The organism is Staphylococcus sp. GDY8P72P, assembly GCF_016890655.1.
In the GTDB taxonomy this organism is placed as follows: Bacteria; Bacillota; Bacilli; order Staphylococcales; family Staphylococcaceae; genus Staphylococcus; species Staphylococcus arlettae.
On sequence record NZ_JAFEQJ010000008.1, the window covers coordinates 81,210 to 95,215 of the forward strand.

Genomic DNA, 14,006 nt, shown 5'->3' on the forward strand with positions numbered 1-14,006 from the left:
CAGAAAATGGTCATTTTCTGTACACTCTTAAATTATTTTAATGATTCTGGAAAATCTTGATAGCCTTCTCTAATATTTACGACATTTTCAAATCCTTTGTTTTCTAAGATACCCACGGCGATTGAACTTCTAACACCTGACTGACAATGTACGTATATTTTATCCTCTTTATTAAATGGAATATTTTCATTTAATAATTTACCGTGCGGAATATTGACTGCTTGATCTAAGTGCCCATTATTCCACTCTTTTTCATTACGTACGTCAAGTATATATTCTTCTTTACCAGTCATATCAACGCTATGGATGGATTGGGTTAAAATTTCTGATTTTGGTAAACGATAACCTGCTACATTATCAAAGCCAATTAATTGTAAAGTATGTGTTGCTTGCTCAACGGTAGATTTATCACCAATTAAATCTATACTATTTTCATAGTCTAAATACCAACCGATTTGGTTAATGAAGTTTTGGTTGTAGGGAATATTGATTGTACCTTCAGTATGACCACCATGAAAGGCTTCTTTACTACGAAGATCAAAGGCTCTTCTTGCATTATCTAAACTAGGAAAAACGTCGTATGGTTGATACATGTTCATACCAAACTGATTAATTTTTTTCATCTGTGCAAAGTGATGGGGTGGTGCTGGTTGATTTGATGTTAACGTTTCAATGAACTTGCTTTCATCAGTTTCATTAAACGCCCAGTTATTTATTTTTTCATAACCTAGCGTAGACATTGGTACCGCACCTAATGCCTTACCACAAGGACTTCCAGCACCGTGCCCTGGCCAAATTTGAAGATAATCTGGTAAATCTTTAATACTTTCTATAGATTGATACATTTGTTTCGCACTAACTTCTGTAGAGCCTTCCATTTGAACTGACTTTTCTAGTAAATCCGGTCTCCCAATATCACCTACAAAAACAAAATCGCCACTAAACAAGCCCATTGGAACACTTGAGCCGCCCCCTTCATCAGTGAGTAAGAAACTAATACTCTCAGGGGTATGACCAGGTGTATGCAATACTTCTAATTTAATGTTACCTACATGAATAATATCTTGATGTTTAACAAAATGTGTTTGTTCTGGCATATTACGATAACTTAATTCATCGTCACCTTCTCCAGATACATATACGTTTGCATCTAATTGTTCTGCCACATCTCTAATGCCTGAAGCAAAATCAGCGTGAATATGGGTTTCTGCAGCTTGTGTAATTGTAAAACCTTCACTATCTGCAACTTCCAAATATTTTGTTAAGTCACGTACAGGATCAATTATTATTGCCTCTCCTGTGCGTTGACAGCCAACTAAATAAGATGCTTGAGATAAATTGTTATCGTAAAATTGTTTGAAAAACATATAAAGAACTCCTTATTTTGATAGATTTAATTAAATAAATAAATTATGACTCGCGTTTTCAGTATCACCTATATAAGTGCCTACACCGCCGTACTCAACTTCATCTCTTAATTCTTCTTTTGTAATGCCCATGACATCCATGCTCATGGTACATGCGATTAATTTAATATCTTGAGCTATCGCTTGATTAATGAGTGATGGTAATGAATCAACGTTTTTCTTTTTCATTACGTAGCGCATCATGATATTACCTAAACCGAACATATTCATTTTAGAGAGTGGCATTTTCAAAGGTGTTTTTGGCAACATAAAATCAAACATTTTTGCGATACCTTTCTTTTTAACGTTAACTGTTTGCGCTTTTTTCAACGCGTTAAGTCCCCAGAAAGTAAAGAAGATGGTTACATCTCTTCCTGCAGCTTTAGCACCATTCGCAATAATCATTGCTGCCACTGCTTTATCTAACTCACCACTAAATAGCACAATTGTAGTACCTTTGGCAGTATGGTTCACTTCCAAGTCTTTTGGTTTTTCTTTTTGAATAATGGCATTAATTCCATTATTACCTTCATCCAGTTTAACTAACGTATGTCCTGTTTGTTTGACCCAGCTTTTAATGTCACTAAGGAATCCAGGATCTGTGACTGTAACCTCTATTTGCTCGCCTACTTCAATATTTTTCACTTCTTTACTGATGTTTACAATTGGACCTGGACATTGAAGACCACTATAGTTAAATTGTTTACGCTCTGCTTTAATTTCTACATTAGTATTTTCTTCGAATGTATTATCATCGTCGTTTTTTGCTTCATACGCTTTATAGCCACCGTCTAAATTAACAATGTCGTAGCCTTGTTCAGCTAAATATTCGCTCGCTTTAGCACTTCTGGTACCACTTTTACAGTGTACAAAATAGGTTGTGTTTTTATCTTTATTGAACGATTCAATCTTATCTACAGGATGTAATGTCGCACCATTTATGTGTGCAAGCTCAAATTCTTCTTGTGTTCTAACGTCAATCAGTTGACCTTGTGCGCCTAATTTTTCTAATTCTTGTTTACTGAAATTATTGATATGCTTTTCGTTATATTGATTCATAGTAACCTCCTAATAAATACCTATAGGGGTATCTTAACTAATCATTTATATTATGTCAAATACCATAGGGGGTATTTGACATTTTTGCTTTTATCCCTTATTATGACTTTATTCAATTAAAAGTGGAGGAAATAACTATGAATTATGATAAAAAAATGATTAATCGTATTAATAGAATACAAGGACAACTCAATGGCGTTATTAAAATGATGGAAGAAGAAAAAGATTGTAAAGATGTCATTACTCAAATCAGTGCATCAAAAAGTTCAATCCAACGTTTGATGGGAATTATCATTAGTGAAAATTTAATAGAATGTGTAAAAGCAGCAGAGGATAATGGTGAAAATTCTGAAGAATTGATTAATGAAGCCGTTAACTTATTGGTAAAAAGTAAATAATGGATATTTCAACTGTTATTATGATGTTACTTATTGGGGTGTTCGGGGGCTTTATTTCGGGCCTAGTAGGTATAGGTGGTGCTATCATTATTTATCCGGCCATTTTATTATTACCACCACTATTTGGCGTTCCTGCATACAGTGCATACATCGCATCAGGACTTACTTCCAGTCAAGTCTTTTTCAGTACTTTAAGTGGGTCATTAAAAGCGCGAAAAAAAACCGAATTCTCCCCACCATTAGTTATTTATATGAGTGGAGGTATGATTACAGGGAGCATGTTAGGCGCACTCCTAGCAAATTTATTTAATGCTGCATTTGTAAATACGATATATATTATCATTGCTTTACTCGCATTAATTTTAATGTTTATTAACGTAAAACCGAATTTAAATCAGTCTTCCTTTAACAAAGCATTATTAGTTATGGTTGGTCTTTTCGTTGGTATCATTTCAGGTATAGTTGGAGCAGGCGGCGCTTTTATTATTATTCCTATATTGCTAGTTTTATTCAAATTACCAATGAATACGGTGGTTGCTAATAGTATAGTAATTGCTTTTATATCTTCAATTGGCGCCTTTATCATTAAACTTATACAAGGTTACATTCCTTTAGAAGATGCGTTATTTTTAATAATAGGGAGTATTATTTTCGCTCCGTTAGGTTTAAAATTAGGTAAAAAAGTCCCTAGTTTTGTACAAAAGTGGATCATCAGTATTTTAATTATTATTGCGATTATTCAAATTGTTTTATAAATAAGAAAGAGAAGTACAACTAATATTTGTACTTCTCTTTCTTATTTATAAAGTTAAAAAATTCTCATATAGCAAGTAAATTGACACAGAAAGACAACGTACTATTTAAAAATGTACGTTGTCTTTCTCATTTATTAGATAAAAATATTCTCATATATCAAGTGAAGTGACACTTAGCTTGTCACTTTAGGAGTTATTTTGCACCTATTTTAATCGTTATTTTGCATTACAAGTTAATAAGGTTAGAGTCAGGAGGTATATAGAAGTCCAATTTCTCAGTTCTAAAATTAAGAAATTGGACTTCTATCGTGACTCCCAAAAGGCGGTCTTATATGTCAAACGAGCGCTGATTCTTATTAGAGAAAGCGTTCCGATTGTTAAAGAAATGAGAATAAAGCGTTAAATGTACCATTTTCAAACAATATATAAATCCCTAACCCAATGAATACAATAGGTACAATCCAACGTTCATATTTCTCAATTTTTTCTGATACAAAATCTAAGGAAGCTAAGCGATAGCTGACATAACATAAAACAGCAACCGTAATCATAAAGACAATAACAGCAATAAAGATTTCAGACATATTTAAGGTCGTGAAGTACGGTATATAAATCGAAAAGTCATCCGCACTGGAAGCTAATACGATGAAAGTCATCGTCAAAAATAACTGATTAAATTTTCCAGAGGAGAATAAAGATAAAATACTACTTTCATCTTCATCCTCTTCTCCTTTAATCCACATTTTCACACCTAAGTAAAGTGGTAAAAGCCCAAGTAGTCCGATAACCCATTGCTGAGGAATTAAATTTACAACCCCCTGTGCAACTAAAAGACTTGCTCCTATAACAATTGCAGTCCCTATATATTGTCCTATCCAAATATGTTTCACCTGACCTTTTTTTACTTGCGAAAACAAAAGAATTAATATAACGAGATAATCAATTCCTGTTGCTACATATACCGCAGCTGCTGTAAGTATCGTTGCGATCATTTTTCCATCTCCAATATTTTATATTTTAGGGGTAGGACTTTTCTTCAAATTGAAAAGCCCCCCTTGAATTGCGCACAGCGTGACCTTACTATTCTGTTTTCTACCTATTTATCCTTCACTCTCATCAGTCGTAAACTATTTAATGCTACCAAAATAGTAGCTCCCATATCGGAAAGAATCGCTATCCAAAGGGTTAACCATCCCGGGATAACTAATAGTAAGGCAATTATTTTAATTCCGATAGCAAAAGTGATGTTAGCTTTAATGATATTTAAAGTTTTTCGACTGAGTCTTACTGCAAATGGAAGCTTACTTAAATCATCTCCCATTAATGCAATATCAGCTGTTTCAATTGCAGTATCCGTTCCAGCACCGCCCATTGCAATTCCAACAGTAGATGCAGCAAGTGCTGGAGCATCATTAACGCCATCGCCAATCATAGCTACATTATCATACTCCGATTGCATTTTTTTAATATAATCTAATTTATCCTGTGGCATCAATTCAGACTGAATATCAGAAACGCCTACATGTGTACCGATTGCATTTGCAGTACCTTGATTATCACCTGTCAGCATAATTGTTTGCTTGATACCTAACTGATGAAGTTTTTGAATCACATTTTTACTTGTTTCACGAACCTCATCTGCAACGGCAATTACGCCGAGAATTGTTTTTTCCGTTCCAATAATCATGGCTGTTTTTCCTTGGTTTTGTAGGATTTTCACATTGTTTTCAAACCCAAGGCTAAAATCGGAAACATTTAATTCCTTGAAAAGTTTTGGGCTTCCAATATAGTAAGTAGTTCCGTTTACAATCCCTTTTATACCTCGCCCAGTAATCGAAGTGAATTCTTCCACTTGTACATTAGAATAAGGGATATTATCTTGCTCTGCCTTTTTCATTATTGCTGAAGCAAGTGGATGTTGTGAACGATATTCTAAAGCTGTAATGGTAGAGAATAGCTCTTTTTCTTCCACTTGGTCATTTAATACTTCAAAATCTGTTACCACTGGTACACCTTTTGTCAGTGTTCCTGTTTTATCAAATGCGACTGTCTTAATGGCTCCTAATTTCTCGAGATAGACACCACCTTTAACCAACACACCTTTTTTCGCTGCATTTCCAATTGCCGAGACAATCGAGATTGGAGTAGAAATAACTAATGCACAAGGACATCCAACTACAAGAACTGCTAATCCTTGATAAACCCATGTATCCCAACTGCCACCAAAGAATAGGGGTGGAACGACTGCAACCAAGGCTGCAATAACCATAATGATCGGAGTGTAGTATTTCGCAAATTTATCAACGAATGCTTGGGCTGGAGCACGCTCCCCTTGTGCTTCTTCAACAAGATGAATAATCTTGGCAATGGTTGTATCTTCTACGTATTTGGTGATTTTTACTTCAATTAGTCCCTCTTCGTTAAGCGTACCTGCAAATACTTCGTCATCTACCGCTTTGGAGACGGGAACAGATTCTCCTGTTATAGCTGCCTGATTGACAGCCGACAAGCCATTCACAATGATTCCATCCATGGCAATTTTCTCCCCTGGTTTGACAATCATGATATCACCCACAGCGATATCGTCCACATGGATTATTATTTCCTGACCATTTCGTCTAACTAGTGCTTCTTTTGGGGCGATATCCATCAATGAACGTATGGATTGTCTTGCTCTGTCCATAGAGAAGCGTTCAAGTGCTTCACTGATTGCAAAGAGAATAACAACAATAGATGCCTCTGCCCATTCACCAATAATGGTAGCTCCAATAACGGCAACGGTCATCAGGGTTTTCATGTCGAAATCAAAGCGTATCAAATTTTGAAAACCGACTTTAAATAATGAATATCCGCCAATTACAATAGAACCTACAAATAACATGGAAGTTACGAGGTTATCTTCTCCATTTACAAAGTGAGAAAGGTAACCAAAAGCAATTAGTAGTGTGGCAAACAGCAATGTACTATGTTTTTTATAAAATGGTGTTTTCTCTTCTTTATGAGCCTTAGTGTCATCTTTAACCCTTTGTATCGTTTGATTCGCTAGTTTTTCAGGAGATACTTTTAGATTCTCAAAAGCACCTGCTTTTTCAAGTTCTTCAACCGATGCATTTCCATATACATCAATTTTAGAAGCGCCAAAGTTTACTTTTGCATCCTCAACTCCAGCTATTTGTTTTACATTTTTTTCAAACTTCCCCGCACAATTTGCGCAGGAAAATCCTTCCACACGGTAAACGTTTTTATCTTTAATTACCACAGGTTCTACCCGTCTTTTAGGTTTCTCTGGTGCCACTTTAAGATTTTCAAAAGCACCAGCCTTTTCTAGTTCTTCAACAGTTGCACTGCCGAAGACATCAATTTTTGAAGCTCCAAAATTTACTTTTGCGTCCTGAACGCCTGGAATCTTTTTAACATTTTTCTCAAACTTTCCTGCACAATTTGCACATGAAAATCCTTGGACCCGATAGACGTTCATTTCTTCTTCCATTAGTTTAACCTTTTGTTCAGACATTGACCTTCACTTCTTTCTTATGTGCTAGGGCGATCATCATTATCTGCCTGATATGTTCATCATCTAAAGAATAGAAAGCTAGTTTTCCTTCTTTTCTAAAGTTGACCACCCCTTGCTTATAAAGCGTACGTAAATGATGAGATGCATTTGCTATCGTAACACCTAAGATATTTGCTATATCACAAACACACAACTCTTCATCCTGACACAGAGCGTAAGTAATTTTTGCTCTATTTTCATCGGCAATAGCCTTTAACATTTGGCTAACACCAGAAATATCAACTGTTTGTAAATCCCCTTGTATTCGATTAACCTTTTCTTCGTCATAACAAAAAATTTCACAAGTATCTTTCTTTTTCATATTATCATCCCATCTTCATTCAAATATTTATTTGAATATATTATAACATTTTCGACTCATCATGTAAGCAAATATTTGAATGAAAATAAAAGAAGTAAGTAGGGCATAAAATTCTAGTCTCAAAAACGAACGTTTACTTAACCCTTCGGGTCCAAATTCTTTATATTGTGCAATCCATCTTTCGATTAAACTTTTAGTCGATATTTCATATTTCTTTGCTAATGCTCTATAACCTAATGAACTATTTAAATATTCTTGAACTACCTTTAATTTAAATTCATATTTATAATGTTTACCCATAAAAATACACCCCAAAAGTTAGACTAAAAATCTAACTATTGGGGTGCACATCAATTCTAAGAAGTCTTTTTTATATTATTAATTTGTTTCTATATGCCCTCTTTGTTAATAATGTTAAATATAAATTGAACATTATTAACAAATTTTGAAAAAGGTGTTGGACGCGTTTACATAATGTAGTATCATATATTGTCGAATAAAATAATAAGGAGTCTTATAAATGAATACAATATTTGCACATCGAGGTTTACCTAAAATCAAACCAGAGAATACATTAGCTTCTTTTGTAAAATGTGGGGAAATTGATAGTTTAAATTGGATAGAAATAGATATAGCTATTACAGCTGATGAAGAATTAATTATTATACATGATGACTTTTTAGATAGAACAACAAACACGACGGGTGAAGTATCTAAATCATATTATGAAGATATTAAAAATGCTTCAGCTGGACTATGGTTCGGGGAACAATACAATAAAGAAACAGTTCCTACATTCAAACAATTAATCGATATTGTAAACAAATATGATCTTAATGTGAATATTGAATTGAAAGGTGTTACAGGCAATAATAGTGTAAACCAATCGAAAAAGTTAATCCAACTTTTAAAAGAAAATCTTGGTTTATTGAATGACAATATTAAAGTGCTTATATCTAGTTTTAATTTTACGTTATTAAAATTAGCTCAAGAATCATTGCCTGAAGTTGAAAGAGCTGTTTTATTTGAAGAACATGCATTTTATCCAGATTGGCAATCAATCGTCGATTATTTAGGATCTAAAACTATACATATAGAGGATAAAGGATTAACAAAAGAAAAGGTTAATCATATTATTACTCAAGGTTATACTTTAAATGTTTGGACAGTAAACGATAAAGAAAGAGCTAACGAACTGTTTAATTGGGGCGTAAACGGCATATTTACAGATATAGCCAATGAGTTACTACACCTAAGTTCGGAAGAAACGGTGCAGTAATATGAATATGTTAATTGAAAAATTAGGCTTAAAAAATAGAAAAGACCTAGTAGGTTTCTTTTCTGTTTTAACAGCAGGACAACTTATATACTCAGGTTTTGAAGCCTTCAAAGGAACTTTTTACAATTTATTACTTGAAGTTTTGAACATATCTAATTCAGAGTTAGGCGTTATATTTAGTTTAATTGGTATATCTGTATTTTTCTATATACCTGGCGGATGGATAAACAACAGGTTTTCTGTTAAATCTATATTAATTTTTGGTTTGGTCGTTCGCTTTGTTACCATGACTGTCGTAATAATGTTTTCTCCCTCATTTAGTATTTTAAAAATAATTGCCATTATATGGGGAATAGTGGACGCTTTCTTTTGGCCAGCAGTATTAAATGGAGTTACTTTATTTACTAACGAAAATAAACGTGCACTCGGTTTTGGTCTCTTAGAATCGGTGAGACGAGCAGAAGAAATGCTAATGAATTTATTAATCGTTGCTGTTATGGCACTCTTTAGTGGACTTATTATATTTAAAGGAGGTATGTTGATATATAATTTATTAATAATACCTCTTATTTTCTTAATTATTAAGTATGTACCTAAGAATGGTATAGCCGTAGAGGGAGAAATCAATGAAAGTGATACATCAAATAAGTCACTCGAAGCGCTTAAGGGAATCTTTTTTGTTTTCTCAAAACCAAAGGTTTGGCTTGCTTCAATCAGTGCTTTAACTATATATTGGTGTTACATAATTTTAATCTATAGTGTCCCATATTTACAAAACATGTATAATTTATCGACGTCGCAAACAGCATTATTTGGGATTTTTAATACTGGTTTAATGGGCGTTTTAATGGGGCTTGTAGCTGGAGTTGTTTCAGATTTCGTTTTTAAATCCTCATCTAAAATGATTTCTGTTGCTTTATTAATTTCGGCTGTCACATTATCGATTGTTGTATTTTTTAAAGTGGATATGATTTTCAGTTTTGTACTTTTAATCTTATTCTCAGTAACTACCTTTTTATCTAAAAGCGTTATTTTAGCTCCGATAGCAGAACTTAAGATACCTGAGAAATATATGGGGTCTGCAATGAGCATAGGATCTTTTGTTGCTTACGCTCCAATATTTTGGGTTTATACCATGAATGGGTCATTACTTGATTTGTATTCTGATGATAAAATCGTTGCTTACGAATTGATATTTAAAATAGGTATAGGAATAGCTATTTTAGGTAGTTTATCCTCCTTATTATTAGTTATTATTAACAAACGAAAAAGCGGAAATACTATATAAGTGAATTAGGTGTACTTTTTTACTCCACCACTGCAATAAACGAGGTTTCAAAGGTATTAAAAAAGCAGCGATAATTATCGCTGCTTTTTATTTATAACTACGTACTACTGGTTTTTCATAATTAGAAATAAATTCTTCTATAGAATCTAAAGAATTACTAAAAAGTGTTTTTTCTCTATCAGTTATAGTTAAAAAGCCATTTTTAACCATGTCATCATACATATTTTCCATTGGATGATAATAACTGTTTATGTTATAGAATATACAAGGACTATCATTTTTGCCAACACCTGCCCAAGATATCACTTCTGTTATTTCTTCCAAAGTACCTGGGCCCCCAGGAAGAGCTATGCAAGCTTGCCCTAATTCTATGAATTTAGATATTTTTAGATATTTCTTGTTTATATTGTTTATACATATCAGTATTATTTACTTTTTTATCAATCTCTATTAATAATTGTTCAGTATATTCTTTTGATAAGTTAGCCTTATCTTTACAATACTTTTGCCATTCTAGTATAGGATCTATTTCACTCACATACCATTCCTCAATATTGGGTAAGATGAATACAAGATATCCTGCTAGTCCATGAATACCATTAGATTCTTTCGCAATTAGCGTGTGTAATATTAGGTGTTCAAATAAATCGCAGTAAACTAAATTTTCCTTATACACAAAATGTATTTATGCATATGGCATTTGAGACATTACAACCCGGTTTATTAGGCATTGTATTTGCAGCACTCGCAGCTGCTATTATGTCTACTGCTTCTGGAACATTACTCGCATCAGCTACCATTATTGCCAATGATTTATTAAAGCCGTTTTTCTTTAAAAATATCGAGGACAAAATGTTTTTATTATTAACGCGTATAACGACTTTGTGCCTTGCTATTATTGCCATTGTAATTGCAATGTCGATTAAAGAAGTGCTCGTTGCAATCGATATCGCTTATGCTATTTTAACAGGAGCTATTTTTATGCCAATTATGTTAGGAATATTTTTCAAATGGATTACTGGTAGAGCAGCATTTTTGGCAATTCTAGTTAGTATTATTACAGTTTTTTTATCTTTAATTATTGTTGGTCCAAGTTCAACCGGAACAATTATTTATGCGATTATTTTAAACACACTTACTTTACTAGGTATATCGTATTATGATAATAACGTAGCAAAGAAAAAGAATAGTATTGATTCAACGCGTACCGAGTGAAATAAAAGGAGGTTTTTCGATGAAGCCATTAAATCAATATATTTATGATATTGAAGTACCTGGTACCCGTCAATTTGCAAATAAAGTTGATCAATATGAAAATACGATTGATTTAACCTTAGGGCAATCAGGATTTGACCCACCTGAATATATTAAAGAAGCAATGATTGCGGCAATAACAGACAACAAATTACGTTACACACATAACAAAGGTCTGTTGGAGTTAAGAGAAACTATTTCAGAATATACTTTTAACAGGCATCAAACATATTTTAATCCTGAAAATGAAATTGTCGTGACTAATGGGGGCTCTGAAGGTATAGATGACGTATTGAGGACAATATTAAATCCGGGTGATGAAGTGATTTTGCCTTCTCCTACGTATTTAGGTTATGAACCTATTATAAAATTAGCAGGTTGTGATACTAAATTGGTAGATACCACAACTACAAATTTTAAACCTACGGCGAACAATCTTGAACAAGCTATTACTGAAAAGACGAAAGCAGTTATTTTTAATTATCCTACAAATCCAACAGGCACGACGCTGACTTATGATGAAATAGCATCGATTGTCAATGTACTAAAAGGTACAGGCATTTATATTATTACCGATGAAATATACAGTGAAAATGTTTATGAACGGAAACATCGCTCATTTATGGAATTTCCAGCAATTCGCAATCAACTATTTGTAATAAATGGCTTATCTAAATCCCATGCATTAACGGGTGCAAGAATAGGTTATGTACTCTCTACGCCCCATCTAATTGAGCAAGTAACAGCTGTACATTTATATAATTCAATATGTGTTGCTACACCAAGTCAATATGGAGCAATCAGCGCATTGAAACATGGTGATGAAGATATTAAAAAAATGAGTCAAGCGTATGTGGAACGACGTAATTATATATATAGTCGAATTCAAAAGATGGGTTTACCTGTTGAAAAACCAGAAGGTGCTTTTTATATTTTTCCTGATATTAGTCAATATAATCCAAATTCATTTGAATTTTGTACGGAGCTTTTAGAAAGTGAGCAACTAGCCGTAGTACCAGGGAAATCATTTTCACAATTTGGTGAGGGACATATTAGATTGTCATTTGCTTGTACTATGCAAGAAATAGCAGAAGCATGTGATAGACTACAACGATTTTTAGCAAACTATGATAAGCAAGTAAATTAATAAGCAAAAGAATATTGTTTGTAATTTTATGTTGAAACATCATTTAACGTATCGCAAGTAGATAGGCACATTTAATATAGTTATTAGCTTATTTTAAAAGTTTAGATATATTTGAAAATAAATATGAGTGGCAGTTTTATTCGTAAGAATTATCTTGATTAGCCAATTAAAATAATATGTAGAGTAGATAATCTATTGATTAGACCTCTATAACGCAAAGGTCGTTGTTTCTTATTAGTCAATTTGTTTAAATTTTTTGAAAATTATTGAATGCGACTATATGGATTGATATACTTTATAATACATATGAATTACGAATATACTGGAGGAATACGCTATGTCAGAAAAAATTGAATTTGTGCAACGTGAAAATCTTAAAGAAAAACCTGATCCAACTGATTTAAGTTTTGGAAAGTATTTCACTGACTATATGTTGAGCTACGACTATGATTTAGATAAAGGATGGCATAATTTACAAATTGTGCCGTATGGTCCAATTGAAATTTCTCCAGCCGCTCAAGCAATACATTATGGTCAAGCTGTATTTGAAGGTTTGAAGGCATACAAACATAATGGCGAAGTTGTCTTGTTTAGACCTGATGAAAACTTTAAACGTATCAATCACTCTTTAGCAAGATTAGAAATGCCCCAAGTAGATGAAGAGACAGTGTTAGAAGGATTAAAACAACTTGTAGATATTGAACGTGATTGGGTACCAGAAGGTGAAGGACAATCATTATACATAAGACCTTATGTCTTTGCTACAGAAGGTGTTTTAGGAGTACGTCCATCTTACTCTTATAAATTACTTATCATTTTATCGCCGTCTGGTTCTTATTATGGTGGTGAATCATTAAGTCCAACTAAAATTTATGTAGAAGATGAATATGTGCGTGCAGTTCGTGGTGGCGTTGGCCATGCTAAAGTAGCAGGTAACTATGCAGCGAGTTTATTAGCGCAAACGAATGCCTCTAAATTAGGTTATGATCAAGTGTTATGGCTAGATGGTGTGGAACAAAAATATGTAGAAGAAGTTGGCAGTATGAATATCTTCTTCGTCGAAAATGGTAAAGTTATAACACCAGAATTGAATGGCAGTATTTTACCAGGTATTACACGTAAATCGGTAATTGAGCTAGCCAAACAATTAGGTTATGAAGTAGAAGAACGCCGTGTATCCGTTGAGGAATTAATTGAATCTCATAAACAAGGTGAGTTAACTGAAGTGTTTGGTACAGGTACAGCGGCAGTTATTTCACCAGTAGGCCAATTGAAGTATGGTGAACAAGAAATTATTATTAATAATAATGAAACAGGTCCAGTTACGCAAAAACTTTATGACAACTATGTTGGCATTCAAAGTGGTCAATTAGCTGATCCACAAAATTGGAGAGTAGTTGTTCCTAAATATTAAACTTTTTATGTTATAACTAATATTATTAGACGCAAAAATTAACTAAAATTGTAACATAGTACAGTGAAGTAGGGCATGAAAATCTATTGATTTCAGCGCTACTTCTTTTTTAATTAAATTGAGTATCATTT

The 14,006-nt window shown here is 33.3% G+C and carries 15 protein-coding genes and 1 pseudogene; 7 read left to right on the top strand and 9 right to left on the bottom strand.

The genetic code is table 11. The annotated features are described in order from the left end of the window. Nucleotides 1–32: 32 nt before the first annotated feature. The gene (gene cstB, locus JVU85_RS04145) at nucleotides 33–1,367 is read right to left on the bottom strand and encodes a persulfide dioxygenase-sulfurtransferase CstB (RefSeq protein ID WP_204172101.1); all 1,335 of its coding nucleotides are present in this window, start codon (nucleotides 1,365–1,367) and stop codon (nucleotides 33–35) included. Between the two features lie 30 nt (nucleotides 1,368–1,397). After that, a complete protein-coding gene (gene cstA / locus JVU85_RS04150) occupies nucleotides 1,398–2,465 on the bottom strand; it encodes a persulfide response sulfurtransferase CstA (RefSeq protein WP_021459091.1) in 1,068 nt (355 codons plus the stop codon). Nucleotides 2,466–2,602: 137 nt separating this feature from the next. Between cstA and cstR the strand changes: the two genes are divergently transcribed. Continuing rightward, nucleotides 2,603–2,863: a persulfide-sensing transcriptional repressor CstR gene (gene cstR, locus JVU85_RS04155; RefSeq protein WP_002510747.1), complete on the top strand. Its 261-nt coding sequence runs from the start codon at nucleotides 2,603–2,605 to the stop codon at nucleotides 2,861–2,863. Beyond that, nucleotides 2,863–3,618: a sulfite exporter TauE/SafE family protein gene (locus tag JVU85_RS04160; RefSeq protein ID WP_021459093.1), complete on the top strand. Its 756-nt coding sequence runs from the start codon at nucleotides 2,863–2,865 to the stop codon at nucleotides 3,616–3,618. The genes cstR and JVU85_RS04160 overlap by 1 nt, the downstream gene beginning before the upstream one ends. 377 nt (nucleotides 3,619–3,995) lie before the next feature. On the opposite strand, the gene JVU85_RS04165 is transcribed toward JVU85_RS04160, so the two are convergent. The 4 genes from JVU85_RS04165 to JVU85_RS04180 all read right to left on the bottom strand — a co-directional run bounded on the left by JVU85_RS04165 (nucleotide 3,996) and on the right by JVU85_RS04180 (nucleotide 7,793). Next, the gene (locus JVU85_RS04165; protein ID WP_002510812.1) at nucleotides 3,996–4,610 is read right to left on the bottom strand and encodes a CadD family cadmium resistance transporter; all 615 of its coding nucleotides are present in this window, start codon (nucleotides 4,608–4,610) and stop codon (nucleotides 3,996–3,998) included. Between the two features lie 104 nt (nucleotides 4,611–4,714). Then, entirely contained in the window at nucleotides 4,715–7,132 is a 2,418-nt protein-coding gene (locus tag JVU85_RS04170) for a cadmium-translocating P-type ATPase CadA (RefSeq protein ID WP_021459094.1), read from the bottom strand. Beyond that, entirely contained in the window at nucleotides 7,125–7,493 is a 369-nt protein-coding gene (gene cadC, locus JVU85_RS04175) for a Cd(II)/Pb(II)/Zn(II)-sensing metalloregulatory transcriptional repressor CadC (protein WP_011304078.1), read from the bottom strand. Before cadC ends, JVU85_RS04170 begins: the two co-directional genes overlap by 8 nt. Nucleotides 7,494–7,520: 27 nt before the next feature. Beyond that, nucleotides 7,521–7,793 (bottom strand): helix-turn-helix domain-containing protein, encoded by a 273-nt coding sequence (locus JVU85_RS04180; protein ID WP_204172102.1) that lies wholly within the window; start codon nucleotides 7,791–7,793, stop codon nucleotides 7,521–7,523. A gap of 220 nt (nucleotides 7,794–8,013) precedes the next feature. Between JVU85_RS04180 and JVU85_RS04185 the strand changes: the two genes are divergently transcribed. Both JVU85_RS04185 and JVU85_RS04190 read left to right on the top strand, forming a co-directional pair. Continuing rightward, nucleotides 8,014–8,772, top strand: a complete 759-nt coding sequence (locus JVU85_RS04185) for a glycerophosphodiester phosphodiesterase family protein (protein ID WP_021459096.1) — start codon at nucleotides 8,014–8,016, stop codon at nucleotides 8,770–8,772. Between the two features lies 1 nt (nucleotide 8,773). Continuing rightward, nucleotides 8,774–10,060, top strand: coding sequence for an MFS transporter (locus JVU85_RS04190; RefSeq protein WP_021459097.1), 1,287 nt, complete (start codon nucleotides 8,774–8,776; stop codon nucleotides 10,058–10,060). Nucleotides 10,061–10,147: 87 nt separating this feature from the next. Here the strand turns inward: JVU85_RS04190 and JVU85_RS04195 are convergent, their stop codons facing one another. The 3 genes and pseudogenes from JVU85_RS04195 to JVU85_RS14155 form a co-directional block, all read right to left on the bottom strand. Then, complete coding sequence (locus JVU85_RS04195) at nucleotides 10,148–10,489, bottom strand: LOG family protein (RefSeq protein WP_082435626.1); 342 nt, start codon at nucleotides 10,487–10,489, stop codon at nucleotides 10,148–10,150. Then, nucleotides 10,437–10,598 (bottom strand): hypothetical protein, encoded by a 162-nt coding sequence (locus JVU85_RS13925; RefSeq protein ID WP_021459099.1) that lies wholly within the window; start codon nucleotides 10,596–10,598, stop codon nucleotides 10,437–10,439. Before JVU85_RS13925 ends, JVU85_RS04195 begins: the two co-directional genes overlap by 53 nt. A gap of 57 nt (nucleotides 10,599–10,655) precedes the next feature. Beyond that, nucleotides 10,656–10,736: pseudogene (locus JVU85_RS14155) on the bottom strand (hypothetical protein); the annotation flags it as partial. On the opposite strand from JVU85_RS14155, the gene JVU85_RS04205 reads away from it, so the two are divergent. From JVU85_RS04205 to JVU85_RS04215, 3 genes are all read left to right on the top strand, one after another. After that, on the top strand, nucleotides 10,703–11,275 hold the full coding sequence (locus tag JVU85_RS04205) for a sodium:solute symporter family transporter (RefSeq protein WP_269432112.1): 573 nt from the start codon (nucleotides 10,703–10,705) through the stop codon (nucleotides 11,273–11,275). The pseudogene JVU85_RS14155 and the gene JVU85_RS04205 sit on opposite strands and share 34 nt — an antisense overlap. Before the next feature lie 19 nt (nucleotides 11,276–11,294). Continuing rightward, nucleotides 11,295–12,461: an aminotransferase class I/II-fold pyridoxal phosphate-dependent enzyme gene (locus JVU85_RS04210; RefSeq protein WP_021459101.1), complete on the top strand. Its 1,167-nt coding sequence runs from the start codon at nucleotides 11,295–11,297 to the stop codon at nucleotides 12,459–12,461. Nucleotides 12,462–12,798: 337 nt separating this feature from the next. Next, nucleotides 12,799–13,875: a branched-chain amino acid aminotransferase gene (locus tag JVU85_RS04215; protein WP_021459102.1), complete on the top strand. Its 1,077-nt coding sequence runs from the start codon at nucleotides 12,799–12,801 to the stop codon at nucleotides 13,873–13,875. Nucleotides 13,876–14,006: the final 131 nt, after the last annotated feature.